The organism is Streptomyces polygonati (assembly GCF_042650325.1).
Classification (GTDB): Bacteria; Actinomycetota; Actinomycetes; order Streptomycetales; family Streptomycetaceae; genus Actinacidiphila; species Actinacidiphila polygonati.
The window spans coordinates 158,978-175,944 of sequence record NZ_JBHSBB010000010.1; the positions used below are offsets into that span (position 1 = coordinate 158,978).

At 72.6% G+C, this 16,967-nt stretch carries 12 protein-coding genes; 6 read left to right on the forward strand and 6 right to left on the reverse strand.

The annotated features are described in order from the left end of the window. Positions 1–82 precede the first annotated feature (82 nt). From ACFO3J_RS13375 to ACFO3J_RS13390, 4 genes are read right to left on the reverse strand one after another with little or no spacing between them, the layout of a single operon-like run. Complete coding sequence (locus ACFO3J_RS13375) at positions 83–691, reverse strand: GTP-binding protein (protein ID WP_386429456.1); 609 nt, start codon at positions 689–691, stop codon at positions 83–85. Next, a complete protein-coding gene (locus ACFO3J_RS13380) occupies positions 672–1,064 on the reverse strand; it encodes a DUF742 domain-containing protein (protein WP_386429458.1) in 393 nt (130 codons plus the stop codon). Before ACFO3J_RS13380 ends, ACFO3J_RS13375 begins: the two co-directional genes overlap by 20 nt. Continuing rightward, positions 1,064–1,591, reverse strand: a complete 528-nt coding sequence (locus ACFO3J_RS13385; RefSeq protein WP_386429460.1) for a roadblock/LC7 domain-containing protein — start codon at positions 1,589–1,591, stop codon at positions 1,064–1,066. Before ACFO3J_RS13385 ends, ACFO3J_RS13380 begins: the two co-directional genes overlap by 1 nt. Next, a complete protein-coding gene (locus ACFO3J_RS13390) occupies positions 1,588–4,179 on the reverse strand; it encodes a sensor histidine kinase (RefSeq protein ID WP_386429462.1) in 2,592 nt (863 codons plus the stop codon). The genes ACFO3J_RS13385 and ACFO3J_RS13390 overlap by 4 nt, the downstream gene beginning before the upstream one ends. Before the next feature lie 411 nt (positions 4,180–4,590). Between ACFO3J_RS13390 and ACFO3J_RS13395 the strand changes: the two genes are divergently transcribed. Then, positions 4,591–5,361 (forward strand): hypothetical protein, encoded by a 771-nt coding sequence (locus tag ACFO3J_RS13395; RefSeq protein ID WP_386429464.1) that lies wholly within the window; start codon positions 4,591–4,593, stop codon positions 5,359–5,361. 21 nt (positions 5,362–5,382) lie between these two features. Here the strand turns inward: ACFO3J_RS13395 and ACFO3J_RS13400 are convergent, their stop codons facing one another. After that, on the reverse strand, positions 5,383–5,874 hold the full coding sequence (locus tag ACFO3J_RS13400) for a MarR family winged helix-turn-helix transcriptional regulator (protein ID WP_386429466.1): 492 nt from the start codon (positions 5,872–5,874) through the stop codon (positions 5,383–5,385). Between the two features lie 535 nt (positions 5,875–6,409). On the opposite strand from ACFO3J_RS13400, the gene ACFO3J_RS13405 reads away from it, so the two are divergent. Continuing rightward, a complete protein-coding gene (locus ACFO3J_RS13405) occupies positions 6,410–7,273 on the forward strand; it encodes a lysozyme (RefSeq protein ID WP_386429468.1) in 864 nt (287 codons plus the stop codon). Between the two features lie 90 nt (positions 7,274–7,363). Here ACFO3J_RS13405 and lon read toward each other — a convergent pair whose 3' ends face one another. After that, the gene (gene lon / locus ACFO3J_RS13410) at positions 7,364–9,793 is read right to left on the reverse strand and encodes an endopeptidase La (protein WP_386429470.1); all 2,430 of its coding nucleotides are present in this window, start codon (positions 9,791–9,793) and stop codon (positions 7,364–7,366) included. 288 nt (positions 9,794–10,081) lie between these two features. On the opposite strand from lon, the gene ACFO3J_RS13415 reads away from it, so the two are divergent. From ACFO3J_RS13415 to ACFO3J_RS13430, 4 genes are all read left to right on the forward strand, one after another. Next, positions 10,082–10,783 carry a spermidine synthase gene (locus tag ACFO3J_RS13415; protein ID WP_386429472.1) on the forward strand — a complete coding sequence of 234 codons (702 nt, stop codon included), beginning with the start codon at positions 10,082–10,084 and terminating at the stop codon, positions 10,781–10,783. Positions 10,784–10,896: 113 nt separating this feature from the next. Then, positions 10,897–11,610, forward strand: coding sequence for a response regulator transcription factor (locus ACFO3J_RS13420; protein WP_386429474.1), 714 nt, complete (start codon positions 10,897–10,899; stop codon positions 11,608–11,610). Beyond that, the gene (locus tag ACFO3J_RS13425) at positions 11,607–12,731 is read left to right on the forward strand and encodes a HAMP domain-containing sensor histidine kinase (protein WP_386429476.1); all 1,125 of its coding nucleotides are present in this window, start codon (positions 11,607–11,609) and stop codon (positions 12,729–12,731) included. Before ACFO3J_RS13420 ends, ACFO3J_RS13425 begins: the two co-directional genes overlap by 4 nt. Positions 12,732–13,002: 271 nt before the next feature. Beyond that, on the forward strand, positions 13,003–16,926 hold the full coding sequence (locus ACFO3J_RS13430; RefSeq protein ID WP_386429478.1) for a multifunctional oxoglutarate decarboxylase/oxoglutarate dehydrogenase thiamine pyrophosphate-binding subunit/dihydrolipoyllysine-residue succinyltransferase subunit: 3,924 nt from the start codon (positions 13,003–13,005) through the stop codon (positions 16,924–16,926). Positions 16,927–16,967 lie beyond the last annotated feature (41 nt).

The window sequence follows — 16,967 nt, forward strand, 5'->3', positions numbered from 1 at the left end:
CTCGCTATCTGGCAGTCGTGATTACGGCGGTTCATCGCCATCGCGATGGATAACGGCAGATTATCGGGAGCAACAGGAGTGACTACAGGGGCTGTTCGTTCAGCGCGTGGGCGACCAGCGCCAGCAGCGCCTCCACCACCGAGTACCGCTGCCGGGCGTCGATCATCAGCACCGGGATGTGGGACGGAACGGCCAGCGCCTCGCGCACGTCGTCGGAGGTGTACGCGGCGGTGCCCTCGAACTGGTTGACCGCGACGGTGTAGGGCAGGCCGGTGCCCTCGAAGTAGTCCAGCGCCGGGAAGCAGTCCGCGAGCCGGCGGGTGTCGGCGAGCACCACCGCGCCTATCGCGCCGCGCACCAGGTCGTCCCACATGAACCAGAACCGCTGCTGCCCCGGGGTGCCGAAGACATAGAGCACCAGGTCCTGGTCGAGGGTGATCCGGCCGAAGTCCATCGCGACCGTGGTCGTGGTCTTGTCCGGGGTGGCGGCCAGGTCGTCCACCGCCTCGCTGGCCTGCGTCATCACCGCCTCGGTGGTCAGCGGGGTGATCTCGGAGACGGCGCCGACGAAGGTGGTCTTGCCCACGCCGAAGCCGCCGGCCACGACGATCTTGGTGGAGACCGGGGCGCGACCACGCTCGGTCTGCCAGTCCTGCAGGCCTTCCTGCTGGTCAAAGCCTGCGAAGTCCACTGAGCACCCTTTCGAGCAGTGCGCGGTCCGGTCTGCCGGGCCCGTGCCCGGTGCCGTACACACGGATTCTTCCCTGGTCGGCCAGATCGCTGATCAGGACCCGGACGACGCCCAGCGGCATCCGTAGCAGCGCGGAGATCTCGGCCACCGACCGCATTCTGCGGCACAGTTCGACGATCGCTCGGAATTCTGGCATGACCCGCTCGGTCCAGCTTCCCCTCGTGAGGGCCGGCTGTTCCTCCGCCGCGTCGATCGTAGCGACGAAGGTCTCCACGAGCAGCACGTGCCCGAACTGGGTACGACCACCGGTCAGAGCGTACGGCCGCACCCTGGAGGTCCGGCGGTCGGCTCCGCGATGGGGCAGCGGCGTCATCAGCTCGCACTCTCCATCGCGTGGCGCAGTTCGGTGCGCAGTGCGGGGGTCAGCACATGGCCGACCCGGCCGACGAACAGCGCCATGTGATAGCCGATCACACTGATGTCGGCGTCGGCGGTGGCGTGCACGCCCAGCAGCGAGCCGTCGCTGATGGCGGTCACGAACAGCATGCCGTCGGCCATGGCCACGGTGGTCTGCCGGACGCTGCCGCCGTCCATCAGCCGGGCAGCGCCCACGGTGAGGGAGGCCAGGCCCGACACCACCGCGGCCAGGTCCATCCGGCTGTCGGCGCCGGGCCGGGCCGCCGCGCCGCCCTGCCCCGGGACGGTCGGCGCGGCTCCCGGATCGGCTCCCGGTCCGGCGGCGGGCGGCTCGGTGTTCGAGGTGAGCAGCAGCAGGCCGTCGGAGGAGACCACGGCGACCGAGTGGACGCCGGGCACTTCCTCCACGAAGTTCTGCAACAGCCACTGGATGTTGCGCGCTTCGTGGCTGAGATCACTGGTGTACGTGCGGACCGCGTTCAACGGGTCGCCTCCTCGGCGGTTTCTGCTGGGCCTGCGTGTGCTTCCCCCGCGTCCCCCTGAGTTCCGCCGGCCGGTGGCGGTCCGGCCGCCTCCTCCGGCACGCGCCGCCGCTCCGGCGGTGTTCCCGGCTGCTCCGGCGGCGGGGGGGCCGCGTGCCGGGCCACGGGCCGGGCGGGCCACTCGTCCGGCGGCTGGGCGGCGACCCCGGACCGCGCGGACATCGGGCCGGTGCCGGTGGTGATCTCGTGCTCGGCGTCACGCCGGCCGGCGTGCAGTCCCCGCTGCAACCCGCCGAGTTTGCGCCGCAGTTCGGCGGCGTCGACCGGTCCGCCACGCGGTCGGCGCGGCTCGTGGACGAGGACGTCGCCGAGCCCGGTGCTGCGCGGCACCCGCTGCGGCAGCCCCTTGGGGGTCAGCCCTTCGGCGCCGGCGCCGGCCTCCGGCGCGGCCCGGTCGTGCTGGACGGCGGCGGGTACCGGGGCGGTCGCGGGCGCCGTCGGCGTGAGGGCTGGGGACGCGGGCGCTTGGGCCAGGGGCGTACGGACGGGGAGCGCGGCCGGGTCGGCGCCCGGGGCGGCGGCCGACCTGCGGGTGGGGCCGGTCGGGCCGGTGGGACCGGCCGGGTGGGCGCCCGCCAGCGCGGCCTCCAGCGGGGTGGTCGGCGGCTCGTAGGGGTCGATCGCGGGCAGCAGCAGCTGCGGCAGGACAACGACGGCCGTGGTGCCGCCGGCCGACTGGGGGCGCAACTGGACGCGCAGGCCGTGCCGGTGGGCGAGCCGGGCCACCACGTACAGGCCCATGCCGGCCGCGGCCCCGGGAGGCGCCGGGTCGGGGTCGGCCAGCAGTTCGTTGAGTTCGTTCAGCCGCTCGTCCGGCACTCCGATGCCCGAGTCCTCGACCGAGAGCATCACCTCGCCGTTCTCGAGCAGCCAGCCGGACAGCTGGACGGGGGAGGTCGGCGCGGAGAACCCGGTGGCGTTGTCGAGGAGTTCGGCGATCAGGTGGCTGACGTCGTCGGCGGCCCGGCCGGCCACCCGGGCGTCGGGCATCGTCTGGATCCGGACCCGCTCATAGCGTTCGATCTCGGAGATCGCGGCCCGGGCCACGTCGATCAGCGCGATCGGGCGCGCGGTGGCGCCGTGGCTGTGCTCGGTGCCGCTGAGCACCAGCAGATTCTCGCTGTTGCGGCGCATCCGGGTGGCGAGATGGTCGAGCTTGAACAGGTGGTCGAGCCGCTCCGGGTCCTGCTCGCGGTCCTCCAGCGCCTCGATCAGGGTGAGTTGGCGCTCCACCAGGCCGAGGGTGCGCAGACCCAGATTGACGTAGGTGATCTGGGCCGCGTTGCGCGCGGTCGCCTCGGCGAGCCTGCCGCCGAGCTCCTCGCGGCTGCGCAGCAGGTCGTCCCGGGTGCGCAGCAGTCCTTCGCGCTCGGCGATCAGCCCGTTGTGCGCCTGGGACAACGAGGCCCGGTCGGAGCTGAGTTCGTGCACCCGGGAGCGCAGCGCCTGCGCCTCGTGGGTGAGCGCGTTGACCCGGCGGGCGACGGCGGCGAACTCGTCGGCGCCGATCACCTTGGCGCCCTCGCCGCTCTCCGGGTCCGTACGGGACCAGCGGTGCAGGGCGGCCAGCGGCCGGGTGAGGCCGCGGAAGAGGCTGACGAGCACGCCGACCAGCAGGATCAGGCACAACGCGGCCAGCGCGGCGCGCAGTTCGAGGACGGTGACCTCGTGGTCGCGGTGGTCGGCGGCCTGTTGGGCCTCGTCGGCGGCCGTGGCGGCCTCCACGGTGCGCATCAGGTCGAGCCGGGCGGTGAGCGCCTCCTGGGTCGCGTCGGCGCCCAGGGCGCGGTCGGCGGCGGTGAGTTTCGGCCCGCCCAGGAGTTGGGCGAGGTCGCGCTCGGCCCCGGTGACGTCGGCGCCCATCACCGTCCGGTCGTAGCGGGCACGCAGGGCGGCGGGCGCGGTGGCCCGGAACTCGGCGAGCGCGGCCTGCTCCTGGAAGCGGGCGGTCTGCGCCGCCGCCACCGGCCCCTGCTGCCCGCCGTCGGCGGCGAGCGCGCCGACCAGCAGCCCGCGCTGGCGGGCGGCGGCGTCCACCGCCCGGCCGAGCGGCGCGGTGTCCGGGCCGGAGAGCCGGCCGAGCGCGTCGATCAGCGGCTGGTAGGCGGCCATGACGGCCTGTGCGCCGTCCTTGCCGGCGCCGGCGGTCGTGCCGGCCCCGCTGTCCGTGTCCGCCGCCGTGTCGGCGGCGGAGTCCGCGGCGGTGTCGGCGGTCCGGCGGACCGCGGGCAGCCCGGCCAGTGCGGCGCGCACCTCGGCGGGCGCGCCGGCCAGTACGTCCTGGGCCTGGCGGTCCGCGCGGGAGCGGTCGGCGGTCAGCCGGTCCTTGGCCGCGGGGCCGCCGCCGGCCCGGATCGCCGCGTCGTCCCGCTCGTCGGCGAGGTCGCGGGCCAGCACGACGGCGCGGGCCGCCCGTTGGGCCGCGTCCGCCCGGTCCTGCGCGGTGGACAGGTCGTGCACGGCGAGGGCCACACCGGGGGTGGCGGCCGCGAGGAGCGCGGCGGCGCTGACGAGCAGGGCGGCGAGCATGCGCCGCCTGACCCGCCGCTCGCGTCGCGGGTGACGTCCTTCACGCAATGTCGGTGCTCGCAATCACGTATCGCCCGGGCCCGGAGTGTCCCCCGGGAATATGCAGCAGTCCTTCCGACCCTTGCAGTCCTGCCGGGAGGGGGGCCAGGCGTCCCTCCCCCGGACACCCGAACGAGTGAATCGCACACGTGAGTTGACCGACAAGTCGGGCACGCGACCCCTCCCCCTCGAATCCCCCGCACCCCCTCGGCCGGCACGGGGGCCGCTGGCGTCCGGCGTCGAGCTTTGGCAGGATGCACACCCGCAGCTCCGATGATCTTGTGGTCCGGACCAAGTCCGTACGAACTCCGCAGCTCCGCCGCGTGGCACCGGCTTCCCTGATCCCGGCGCCGGGTGGGGCAGACTGGCCGGATGCGGATCGAGACGGCGACCGAGGCCGGCAGGCCCGACGTACCCAACGAGGATTTCGTGTCCGTGGCGCTGCCCGCCGCCGGGCAGGGCGGCGCGCTGGTGCTGCTGGACGGCGTGACACCGCCGGCCGACAACGGCGGCTGTATGCACTCGGTGCCGTGGTTCACCGCCCGGCTCGGCGGGGCGCTGCTCGAACTGACCGTAACCCGGGCGGACCTGACGCTGCGGCAGTGCTTGTCGGCGGCCATCTCCCGCACCGCCGACGCCCATCGCGACACCTGTGATCTTTCTCACCCGCTGACTCCGCAGGCCACAGCGGTCGTGGTGCGCTGGGGCGGGGCGGAGGTCGAGCACCTGGTGCTGTCCGACTCGGCGCTACTGCTGGAGGCGGCGGACGGCACGGTGACGCCGGTGCTGGACGACCGTATCGAGCGGTTGCGGGCGGCGGGCCTGCGGGTGGCGCCGCTGCGCAATCAGGAGGACGGCTTCTTCACCGCGGCGGCGGACCCGGCGGTGGCGGCCCGCGCGGTCACCGGCCGCACCCCGGCCGCGGCGTTGCGGTCACTGGCGGCGGTCACCGACGGCGCCGCACGCGGGGTGGAGGTCTTCGGCACCGACGACTGGCCGGGCCTGTTCGCGCTGCTGCGCAAGGCGGGCCCGCAGGCGCTGATCGCCCGGGTCCGGGCCCGGGAGGACGCCGATCCGGCGGGCACGGCCGTACCGCGCGGGAAGCCGTACGACGACGCGACGGCGGTGCTGGTGGAGTTCTGACCCCTCGGGCCGGCCGGAGGGTTACGTGGGGGCGCTCTCGCCGAACTGAAGGCCGTTCAGCCGGTGCAGCAGCCGGGACAGTTCGGCGATCTCGGCGTTGTCCCAGGCGGCCAACTGGCGCAGGTAGCGCTCCCGGCGGGCAGTGCGGACATCGGTGAAGCGGCCGCGGCCCTCGGCGGTGAGGCGCATCAGGAAGGCGCGGCCGTCGGCGGGGTCGGGCTCGCGGGCGACCAGCCCCAGCTCTTCCAGGGCCCGCAGTTGACGGCTCATCGTGGCCTTGCCGACCCCGAAGTAGCCGGCCAGGTCGGTGGCCCGCTCCGGCTCGGCCTCCGCCAGCCGGACCAGCAGCCCGTACGCGGCCGGTTCCAGTTCGGGATGCACCGCCCGGGCCAGTTCCCCGGAGGCCGCCCTGGCCCGGCGGAAGAGCACGGACAGTTCGCGTTCCAGCGCCTCGGTGGCCCAGTCCCTGCCCGCGCCGACGACGACCGTGTCGTCGGCGCTCTCGGAGTTCACAGGATTCGGGGCGCTCCCGGCGCTCCCGGGGCTTCCGGGGCTCACAGGATTCGGGGCGCTCTCAGCGCTCTCAGCGCTCCCGGCGCTCCCGGCGCTCCCGGAGTTCGGGGCGCTCTCAGCCCTCCCGGGGCTCACAGGATTCGGGGCGTTCTCAGCGCTCTCAGCGCTCGCGCCGTTCCCGGGGCTCCCGGGGCTCCCGGGCTCCGCCGGATTTTCCGGGTTCGCCGGGCCCCCCGGCGTCCCCGGCGTCTCCCGGCGAGCCGGGTTTTCCACCGTCGGCGCCGGGGCCCGCCCGGCTCCCCGCGGCCCGCCCGGCGCGGCGCCGTTCGTGTCGGTCACAGACTCCCCGCTTTCAACAGCTGAAACTTTTCTTCACACACGGTGGTTTCCGCAGCACGCCAAGTATTTCGCAGGAGTAGACCATCGGCGGTTCCAGGCACTCTTCCACGCGCGTAGCGCTCACCCGTACCGTCGGACCTGTCATGGCCCTTTCAAAGCCATGCCGCGTCCCCCACCCCGCCATCTGGAGGCACGCATGTCCCACGGAGATCTCTCCGTCGTGCACCGCACCGGCTCGGCCCGGACCAGGATCGCTCTGCTGACCGGTCTGTTCACCACCCTGCTCGCCCTGATCCTGGCCGCCCCGGGGACCGCCCAGGCGACCGCCGGCGGTCATATGACCCACCCCGACCTCGACTGGATGGGCTCCACCATCCGCGCCCACGAGGGCTCCGGGCGGCTGAGCGGCGACCCGGTGGCCACCCCGCTGGCCAGCCAGACGCCCGGTATGGACGTCTCCAACTACCAGGGCGCCGTCGACTGGGCCGGCGCCTGGTCCAACGGCGCGAAGTTCGCCTACGTCAAGGCGACCGAGGGCACCTCCTACACCAATCCGTCCTTCACCCAGCAGTACAACGGCTCGTACAACGTCGGCATGATCCGCGGCGCCTACCACTTCGCCCTGCCGGACGTCTCGGCCGGCGCGACCCAGGCCGACTACTTCGTCGCCCACGGCGGCGGCTGGTCCGCCGACGGCAGGACGCTGCCGGGCGCGCTCGACATCGAGTACAACCCGTACGGCGCGACCTGCTACGGGCTGTCCGCGAGCGGCATGGTCAGCTGGATCAGCGCGTTCAGCAACGAGTACCACGCGCGCACCGGGCGCTACCCGACCATCTACAGCTCCACCAGCTGGTGGACCCAGTGCACCGGCAACAGCGCGGCCTTCGCCGCCACCAACGCGCTGTGGATCGCCCGCTACAACACCACGGTGGGCGCCCTGCCGGCCGGCTGGGGCTACCAGACCATCTGGCAGAACGCCGATTCCGGGGTCTTCCCCGGTGACCAGGACCTCTTCAACGGCGCGATCGACCGGGTCCAGGCCTACGCCGCGGGCTAGCGGTCTGCGCCACCGTCCGGGATGCCCCGGGCGGCGCACGCGAAAGGGGTGCGGGGAGAATTCCCCGCACCCCTTTCCAGCCGGGCGGCGTCACGCCGCGACGGGCACCTCCTGCGCCGGGGCCTGCGCGGCCTCCAGCGCCAGCTTCAGCACCTGGCGTACGTCACTGACCGGGTGCACGTCGAGGGCGGCGAGCACCTCGGCGGGCACGTCGTCCAGATCCGCCTCGTTGCGCTTCGGGATGATCACCGTGGTGATCCCGGCCCGGTGCGCGGCCAGCAGCTTCTGCTTGACCCCGCCGATCGGCAGCACCCTGCCGGTCAGCGACACCTCACCGGTCATCGCCACATCGGTGCGCACCCGCTGCCCGGACAGCAGCGACGCCAGCGCGGACGTCATGGTCACACCCGCGCTCGGGCCGTCCTTCGGCACCGCGCCGGCCGGCACGTGCAGGTGGACGGCGCGGTCCTTGAGGTCGGCGACCGGCAGTTCCAGCTCCGCGCCGTGCGAGCGCAGGAAGGACAGCGCGATCTGCGCCGACTCCTTCATCACGTCGCCCAGCTGACCGGTGAGCTGGAGTCCCGAGCCGCCGGTCTCCGGGTCGGCCAGCGACGCCTCGATGTAGAGCACGTCGCCGCCGGCGCCGGTGACCGCCAGACCGGTGGCCACGCCGGGCACCGCGGTCCGCCGCTCCTCCGGGTCCTGGGCCGCCTCCGGTACGTGGTGCGGCCGGCCGATCAGCGCGCGGAGGTCGCCGGCGCCGACGGTGAACGGCAGTTCCTGGTCGCCCAGCTCGTGCCGCGCCGCGATCTTCCGCAGTATCCGGGCGATGGTCCGCTCCAGGGTCCGCACCCCCGCCTCGCGGGTGTACTCGCCGGTGAGCTTGCGCAGCGCGTCCTCGGCCAGACTCACCTCGTCCTCGGCCAGGCCGGCCCGCTCCAGCTGGCGCGGGAGCAGGTGGTCGCGGGCGATGACGACCTTCTCGTCCTCGGTGTAGCCGTCCAGCCGCACCAGCTCCATCCGGTCGAGCAGCGGCTCGGGGATGGCTTCCAGCACGTTGGCGGTGGCCAGGAAGACGACGTCGGACAGGTCGAGTTCGACTTCCAGGTAGTGGTCGCGGAAGGTGTGGTTCTGCGCCGGGTCGAGGACCTCCAGCAGGGCGGCGGCCGGGTCGCCCCGGTAGTCGGAGCCCACCTTGTCGACCTCGTCGAGCAGCACCACCGGGTTCATCGACCCGGCTTCCTTGATGGCCCGTACGATACGGCCGGGCAGCGCGCCGACATAGGTCCTGCGGTGGCCGCGGATCTCCGCCTCGTCGCGGACGCCGCCGAGCGACACCCGGACGAACTCGCGGCCCATCGCGCGGGCCACGGACTCGCCGAGCGAGGTCTTGCCGACCCCGGGCGGCCCGACCAGGGCCAGCACCGCGCCGCCGCGCCGCCCGCCCACCACACCGAGGCCGCGGTCGGCCCGGCGCTTGCGGACGGCCAGGTACTCGGTGATGCGCTCCTTCACGTCGTCCAGCCCGGCGTGGTCGGCGTCCAGCACGGCGCGGGCGCCCGCCACGTCGTAGGTGTCCTCGGTGGTGGTGTTCCACGGCAGTTCGAGGACGGTGTCCAGCCACGTACGGATCCAGCTGCCCTCGGGGGAGGCGTCGGAGGAGCGTTCCAGCTTCTCGACCTCCTTCAGGGCGGCCTCGCGGACCTTCTCGGGCAGGTCGGCGGCCTCGACGCGGACGCGGTAGTCGTCGCTCTCGTTCTCCGGGTCGCCGTTGAGCTCGGCGAGCTCCTTGCGGACGGCCTCCAGCTGCTGGCGGAGCAGGAACTCGCGCTGCTGCTTCTCCATGCCCTCCTGGACGTCCTTACGGATGGTCTCGGCGACGTCCTGCTCGGCGAGGTGGTCGCGCAGCCACTGTATGGCCAGCCTCAGCCGGGCCACCGGGTCGGTGGTCTCCAGCAGCTCGACGCGCTGCTCGGTGGTCAGGTACGGGGAGTAACCGGAGTTGTCGGCGAGCTGGCTCACGTCGTCGATCTGCTGGACGCGGTCCACGACTTGCCAGGCACCGCGCTTGCGCAGCCAGCTGGTGGCCAGCGCCTTGTATTCCTTCATCAGCTCGGTGACGGTGCCGGGGGACTCCCCGACGGCCGGCTCCTCCACCAGGGTGCCCTCGATCCACAGGGCCGCGCCGGGGCCGGTGGTGCCGGCGCCGATCCGGATACGGGCCCGGCCGCGGATGACCGCGCCCGGGTCGCCGTCGGACAGCCGGCCGACCTGCTCCACCGTGCCGAGCGTGCCGACCGCGGTGTACTTCCCGTCCACCCGCGGCACCAGCAGCACCTCGGGCTTCCCTGACGCCCCCGGTCCCGGCCCGCGGTGTGCCGCCTGCGCGGCCTCTACGGCGGCACGGACCTCGGAGTCCGTGAGGTCGAGGGGTACGACCATGCCGGGCAGGACGACTTCGTCGTCCAGCGGGAGAACGGGCAGGGTGAGGGGGTTGGGGGTCCGAGGCTCAAACGCCATGATCGCTCCCTTTGCAAGCAAGTTGAGTACACCTGACTCAATGCGGGGGGCTCCGCCGGTGTTCCCGGGTGGCTGTTCGCCCTGAGCGATCGGCCGCGACGCGGCGGTGGGGGGCGAATGGGGCGAGCCCCTTGCGGTCGTCTCCTGGCCTCAGCCCGGTGCCGGGCTGAGCGCGCAGTTCCCCGCGCCCCTGGGCAAGCGACCACCGCCCGGCGACGGAAACTCCAGGCTTTAGAGGCGCGGGGAACTGTGCGGGCCGCGCGGGGGCGATCCGTCAGAATGGGGGGCATGCCGGGTACGTATGACGTCGACGCCGACCCCGTCGTGCTGGAGCGCACTGAGGGGCCGTATGGGGAAGTGGTGCTGCGGCGGCGCGGGGGGCGGTTCGAGATCATCGCCAATGGGTGCTTCCTGATGGACACCTCCGACGGGCGGTCGGAGCGGCTGCTGGTGGACGCGGCGCTCGACGCGCTGGAGGAGGGGCGTACCGGCCAGGCGCGCGGCGGGCTGAGCGTGCTGATCGGCGGGCTCGGGGTCGGCTTCTCGCTGGAGAGGGCCGCGGCCGAGCCCCGGTGGGCCCGGATCGACGTGGTGGAACGCGAGACCGCGGTCGTGGCGTGGCACCGCGGCGGCCCGCTCGCGCCGTATTCCGGGCACGCCCTGGACGATCCCCGGGTGCGGGTGCTGGAGACCGACCTGGTGGCGTACGTGGCCGGGGCCGGGGAGCGGTACGACGCGCTGTGCCTGGACATCGACAACGGGCCGGACTGGACAGTGACCGAGAACAACGACAGTCTCTACACTCCCAGCGGCCTCACCGCCTGCCGGGAGCGGCTCAACCCCGGTGGAGTGCTCGCCGTCTGGTCGGCCCGGCCCTCGGCCGCGTTCGAGGCGGCACTGCGCGGGGCCGGCTTCTCCCGGGCCCGCACCATCGAGGTCCCGGTCGCCCGCGGCGTACCGGACGTGGTGCACGTAGCCGTCACGGCGTGAAGGCGACACAGGCGTCATAGTCAGGGCGGTTCCCCGCCCCGTACGCTGCCCGGGGAGCCCGGCCCAGGTCACCGCGGGGCTGCCGCAATCAGGACGATCTTGTGGGGCGGAACGTGGACAGCACGCAGACTTCGGGCGCGCAGCGCCGGGTGCTGGTCGTCGAGGACGACCAGACGATAACGCAGGCGATCGCGGCCCGGCTCCAGGCGGAGGGATTCGCGGTACGGACCGCCGGCGACGGCCCGTCCGCGGTGGACTCGGCCCACTCCTGGCAGCCGGACCTGCTGGTCCTCGACGTGATGCTGCCCGGTTTCGACGGCCTGGAGGTCTGCCGCCGGGTGCAGGCCGACCGCCCGGTGCCGGTGCTGATGCTGACCGCCAGGGACGACGAGACGGACATGCTGGTCGGGCTCGGCGTCGGCGCCGACGACTACATGACCAAGCCGTTCTCGATGCGGGAGCTGGCCGCCCGGGTGCACGTCCTGCTGCGCCGGGTGGAGCGCGCCGCCACCGCGGCCCACAGCTCGCGCGGCGCCAGCATCCAGCTCGGCGACCTGGAGATCGACCACGCCCAGCGCCGGGTCCGGGTGGCCGGCTCCGACATCCACCTCACCCCCACCGAGTTCGAGCTGCTGGTGTGCCTGGCCCAGCAGCCGCGCGCGGTCCTCTCCCGGGAGCAGCTGCTCGCCGAGGTCTGGGACTGGGCGGACGCCTCCGGCACCCGCACCGTCGACAGCCACGTCAAGGCGCTGCGCCGCAAGATCGGCGCCGAGCGGATCCGCACCGTGCACGGGGTGGGCTACGCGCTGGAGACCCCCGCTCCATGAGCGGCCCGAGCGACCCGGACCGCCGCGGCGGCGCCGGGGCCGTCAGCGGCTGGCGGCGGCGGGCCTGGGCGGCGCTGCGCCCGTGGGACCCCTTCCGCTCGATCAAGGCGGCCCTGCAGCTGCTGGTGATCGTGTCTGTGCTGATCACCACCCTGCTGGTGACGGTGGCCATCCACTCGGGCACCGAGCTGCGGGTGATCACCATCTTCTCGATCATCGCCTCGCTGCTGATCACCCAGATCGTGGCCACCAATCTGACCGCGCCGCTGCGCGAGATGACCGCGGTGGCCCGGGCGATGGCGGGCGGCGACTACAGCCGCCGGGTGGCCCGGGTGCGCCGGGACGAGGTGGGCGAGCTGGCCGAGACCTTCAACCGGATGGCCGCCGACCTGGCCGCCGCCGACCGGCACCGCAAGGAGCTGGTGGCGAACGTCTCGCACGAGCTGCGGACCCCCATCGCGGCGCTGCGCGCGGTGCTGGAGAACGTGGTGGACGGGGTGTCGGCCGCCGACCCCGAGACGATGCGGCTGGCCCTGCAGCAGACCGAACGGCTCGGGAAGCTGGTCAGCCAGCTGCTGGACCTGTCGAGGCTGGACAGCGGGGCGGTACGGCTGGAGCTCAAGCGCTTCGAGGTGTGGCCGTATCTGTCGGCGGTGCTGAAGACCGCGAGCCTGGGCATGGAGAGCGCCAAACCCACCGGCTCGCGGTCCCGGCCGCGCGCCGACGTCCATCTGCACCTGGATGTGTCACCTCCCGAACTGGTCGCCTACGCGGACAGCGAGCGGCTGCACCAGGTGGTGGCCAATCTGGTGGACAACGCGGTCAAGCACAGCCCGCCCGGTGGCCGGGTGACGGTCCGGGCCCGCGGCGGCGCGGCGCCGGGCAGCCTCCAGCTGGATGTACGGGACGAGGGCCCCGGCATCCCGGAGGCGGACCGGGTGCGCGTCTTCGACCGCTTCCACCGTGGCTCCCACCCGGGCGGCGACGGCGGTACGGGGCTGGGGCTGGCCATCGCCCGCTGGGCTGTGGACCTGCACGGCGGCCGGATCGAGGTGGCCGAGTCGCCGCGCGGCTGCCGGATACTCGTCACCCTTCCGGGCGGATCAACAGCGCACCATTGACGCCGATGGGTGCACCATGGACGCAAGCCGCCTGGCAGGCGCGCGGCCGAAGAAGCCCGTGCAACAACGTGTGTGACCTCGTGTGACCTCGTGAAACCGGTCAAGACCCTGAATAGGGACCACATTCCCGCCAGGAATGGCGCCGAAACCATGCTGTGGGTGTGACATGCGCGACGACTGGACCCCAGGCCTGCGAGCAGGGGTCCTGAAGGCGTAGCCTTTATTTCCGCTGTCCACCATCTTTGTGAAGCGGAAGAGGGCGGTTGCCGCCGTGTCGTCACAGTCCCCCAATAGCTCTAGTGTCTCGACCGACCACCAAGGGCAGGGCGAAGGCCCTGCCGTGGGTTTCGGCCCGAACGAGTGGCTCGTCGATGAGATCTACCAGCAGTACCTCCAGGACCCGAACTCGGTAGACCGAGCCTGGTGGGACTTCTTCGCCGACTACAAGCCGGACGGCTCGGCCGCACCGGCCGCCCCCTCCGGCCAGGGCGGTGCCTCCGGCGCCGCCGCACGCGCTGTCGCGGGTGTCGCGGGCGCCGCCCCCGCCCCGGCGGCCCCGTCGGCGGCCTCCGGCAACGGCCGGGCCGCGACCCTCCCGGCGTCCCCGGCCGCCGTGAACGGCTCCGCCGCGACGGCGACCACCGCTCCGCCCGCGGCGTCCGCGCCACCCGCTCCGCCCGCCGCCGAGACCGCCGCGCCCGCACCGGCCCCGGCTCCCGCTCCCGCCGAGCCCGCCGCCCCGGCGCGGCCCGCCGCCGCGAAGCCGGCCGAGCCGGCCGCCAAGGCCGCCTCGAACGGCGCGGCGCCCGCCGAGGCCTCCGCCACCGAGTACGTCACCCTGCGCGGCCCGGCCGCCGCCGTGGCGCGGAACATGCACGCCTCGCTGGAACTGCCTACCGCCACCTCGGTGCGGGCCATCCCGGTGAAGCTGCTGTTCGACAACCGCATCGTCATCAACAACCACCTCAAGCGCGCCCGCGGCGGCAAGGTCTCCTTCACCCACCTCATCGGGTACGCGATGGTGCAGGCCCTCAAGGCCATGCCGTCGATGAACCACTCCTTCACCGAGAAGGACGGCAAGCCCACCCTCGTCAAGCCGGAGCACGTCAATCTGGGCCTGGCCATCGACCTGGTGAAGCCCAACGGCGACCGCCAGTTGGTCGTCGCGGCCATCAAGAAGGCCGAGACGCTGAACTTCTTCGAGTTCTGGCAGGCCTACGAGGACATCGTCCGCCGCGCCCGCACCGGCAAGCTGACGATGGACGACTTCTCCGGTGTCACCGCCTCGCTGACCAACCCGGGCGGCCTGGGCACCGTGCACTCGGTGCCGCGCCTGATGCCCGGCCAGTCGATGATCCTCGGCGTCGGATCGATGGACTACCCGGCCGAGTTCCAGGGCACCTCCCAGGACACCCTGAACCGGCTGGGCATCTCCAAGGTCATGACGCTGACCAGCACCTACGACCACCGGGTGATCCAGGGCGCCGCCTCCGGCGAGTTCCTGCGCGTCATGAACCAACTGCTGCTCGGCGAGAACGACTTCTTCGACGACGTGTTCGCCGCGCTGCGCATCCCGTACGAGCCGGTCCGCTGGCGCACCGACATCGACACCGGGCACGAGGACGATGTCACCAAGGCCGCCCGGGTGTTCGAGCTGATCCACTCCTACCGGGTCCGCGGCCATGTGATGGCCGACACCGACCCGCTGGAGTACCGCCAGCGCAAGCACCCCGACCTGGACGTGCTGGAGCACGGGCTCACCTTGTGGGACCTGGAGCGGGAGTTCGCGGTCGGCGGCTTCGCCGGCAAGTCCCTGATGAAGCTGCGCGACATCCTCGGGGTGCTGCGCGACTCCTACTGCCGCACGGTCGGCGTGGAGTTCATGCACATCCAGGACCCGAAGCAGCGCAAGTGGATCCAGGACCGCATCGAGCGCCCGCAGGGCAAGCCGGAGCGCGAGGAGCAGCTGCGGATCCTGCGCCGGCTGAACGCCGCCGAGGCCTTCGAGACCTTCCTGCAGACCAAGTACGTCGGCCAGAAGCGCTTCTCGCTGGAGGGCGGCGAGTCCGTCATCCCGCTGCTGGACGCGGTGATCGACGCCGCCGCCGAGTCGCGGCTGGACGAGACCGTGATCGGCATGTCCCACCGCGGCCGTCTCAACGTGCTGGCGAACATCGTCGGCAAGTCGTACGCCCAGATCTTCCGCGAGTTCGAGGGCAACCTCGACCCGAAGTCGATGCACGGCTCCGGTGACGTGAAGTACCACCTGGGCGCCGAGGGCACCTTCACCGGCCTGGACGGCGAGCAGATCAAGGTCTCGCTGGCCGCCAACCCCTCGCACCTGGAGGCGGTCGACCCGGTGGTGGAGGGCATCGCCCGCGCCAAGCAGGACATCATCAACAAGGCCGGCACCGACTTCACCGTGCTGCCGATCGCGCTGCACGGCGACGCGGCCTTCGCCGGCCAGGGCGTGGTCGCCGAGACGCTCAACATGTCGCAGCTGCGCGGCTACCGCACCGGCGGCACCGTGCATGTGGTGATCAACAACCAGGTCGGCTTCACCGCCGCCCCGGAGTCGGCGCGTTCCTCGATGTACTGCACCGACGTGGCCCGGATGATCGAGGCGCCGATCTTCCACGTCAACGGCGACGACCCGGAGGCCGTGGTCCGCGTGGCGCGGCTGGCCTTCGAGTTCCGGCAGGCGTTCAACAAGGACGTCGTGATCGACCTGATCTGCTACCGCCGCCGCGGGCACAACGAGTCGGACAACCCGGCCTTCACCCAGCCGCTGATGTACGACCTGATCGACAAGAAGCGCTCGGTGCGCAAGCTCTACACCGAGTCCCTGATCGGGCGCGGCGACATCACCCTGGAAGAGGCCGAGCAGGCGCTGCAGGACTACCAGGGCCAGTTGGAGAAGGTCTTCACCGAGGTCCGCGAGGCCGCCTCCGCCCCGGTCGAGTCCACCACGCAGGAGCCCTCGGCGCCGCGGCCCGGCTTCCCGGTCGCGATGCCCACCGCGATCACCGCCGAGGTGGTCAAGCGGATCGCCGCCTCGCAGGTGGACATCCCGGAGAACGTCACCGTGCACCCGCGGCTGCTGCCGCAACTCCAGCGCCGGGCCACCATGGTCGAGGACGGCACCATCGACTGGGGCATGGGCGAGACGCTGGCGATCGGTTCGCTGCTGCTGGAGGGCACCCCCGTCCGGCTGGCCGGCCAGGACTCCCGGCGCGGCACCTTCGGCCAGCGGCACGCGGTGCTCATCGACCGGCAGACCGGCGAGGACTACACCCCGCTGCAGCACCTGTCGGAGGACCAGGCCCGTTACAACGTCTACGACTCGCTGCTCAGCGAGTACGCGGCGATGGGCTTCGAGTACGGCTACTCGCTGGCCCGGCCGAACGCGCTGGTGATGTGGGAGGCGCAGTTCGGCGACTTCGTCAACGGCGCGGCCACCATCGTGGACGAGTTCATCTCGTCGGCCGAGCAGAAGTGGGGCCAGACCTCCGGCGTCACGCTGCTGCTGCCGCACGGCTACGAGGGCCAGGGCCCGGACCACTCCTCGGCCCGGATCGAGCGCTTCCTCCAGCTGTGCGCGCAGAACAACATGACGGTCGCCGTGCCGTCCACCCCGGCCAACTACTTCCACCTGCTGCGCTGGCAGGTGCACAACCCGCACCACAAGCCGCTGATCGTCTTCACCCCGAAGTCGATGCTCCGGCTGAAGGCGGCGGCGTCGAAGGCCGACGACTTCACCAACGGCCAGTTCCAGCCGGTGATCGGTGACACCACGGTGGACGCCGACGCGGTGCGCAAGGTCGTCTTCTGCTCCGGCAAGGTCTACTACGACCTGATCGAGGAGCGGGCCAAGCGCGGCGCCACCGATGTCGCGTTCATCCGCATCGAGCGGCTCTACCCGCTGCCGGGCACCGAGATCCAGTCCGCGGTGGCGCCCTACACCAAGGCGCAGAAGTTCGTCTGGGCGCAGGCCGAGCCGGCCAACCAGGGCGCGTGGCCGTTCATCGCGCTCAACCTGATCGACCACCTGGACCTGCTGCTCGGCGCGGCCCCGGACAACGCGGACCGGCTCCGCCGCGTCTCCCGCCCGGCCTCCTCCTCGCCGGCGGTCGGCTCCGCCAAGCGGCACGCGGCGCAGCAGGAAGAGCTGATCAACGAGGTCTTCGAGATCTGACCCGATCCGGATCCGATCCGGGATCGGACCGGGCCCCGCGG

Coding starts and splice junctions, on each gene's coding strand:
- ACFO3J_RS13380 (WP_386429458.1), bottom strand. CDS start 1,064: ATGACGCCGCTGCCCCATCGCGGAGCCGACCGCCGGACCTCCAGGGTG.
- ACFO3J_RS13390 (WP_386429462.1), bottom strand. CDS start 4,179: ATGCTCGCCGCCCTGCTCGTCAGCGCCGCCGCGCTCCTCGCGGCCGCC.
- ACFO3J_RS13395 (WP_386429464.1), top strand. CDS start 4,591: ATGCGGATCGAGACGGCGACCGAGGCCGGCAGGCCCGACGTACCCAAC.
- ACFO3J_RS13405 (WP_386429468.1), top strand. CDS start 6,410: ATGTCCCACGGAGATCTCTCCGTCGTGCACCGCACCGGCTCGGCCCGG.
- lon (WP_386429470.1), bottom strand. CDS start 9,793: ATGGCGTTTGAGCCTCGGACCCCCAACCCCCTCACCCTGCCCGTTCTC.
- ACFO3J_RS13415 (WP_386429472.1), top strand. CDS start 10,082: ATGCCGGGTACGTATGACGTCGACGCCGACCCCGTCGTGCTGGAGCGC.
- ACFO3J_RS13425 (WP_386429476.1), top strand. CDS start 11,607: ATGAGCGGCCCGAGCGACCCGGACCGCCGCGGCGGCGCCGGGGCCGTC.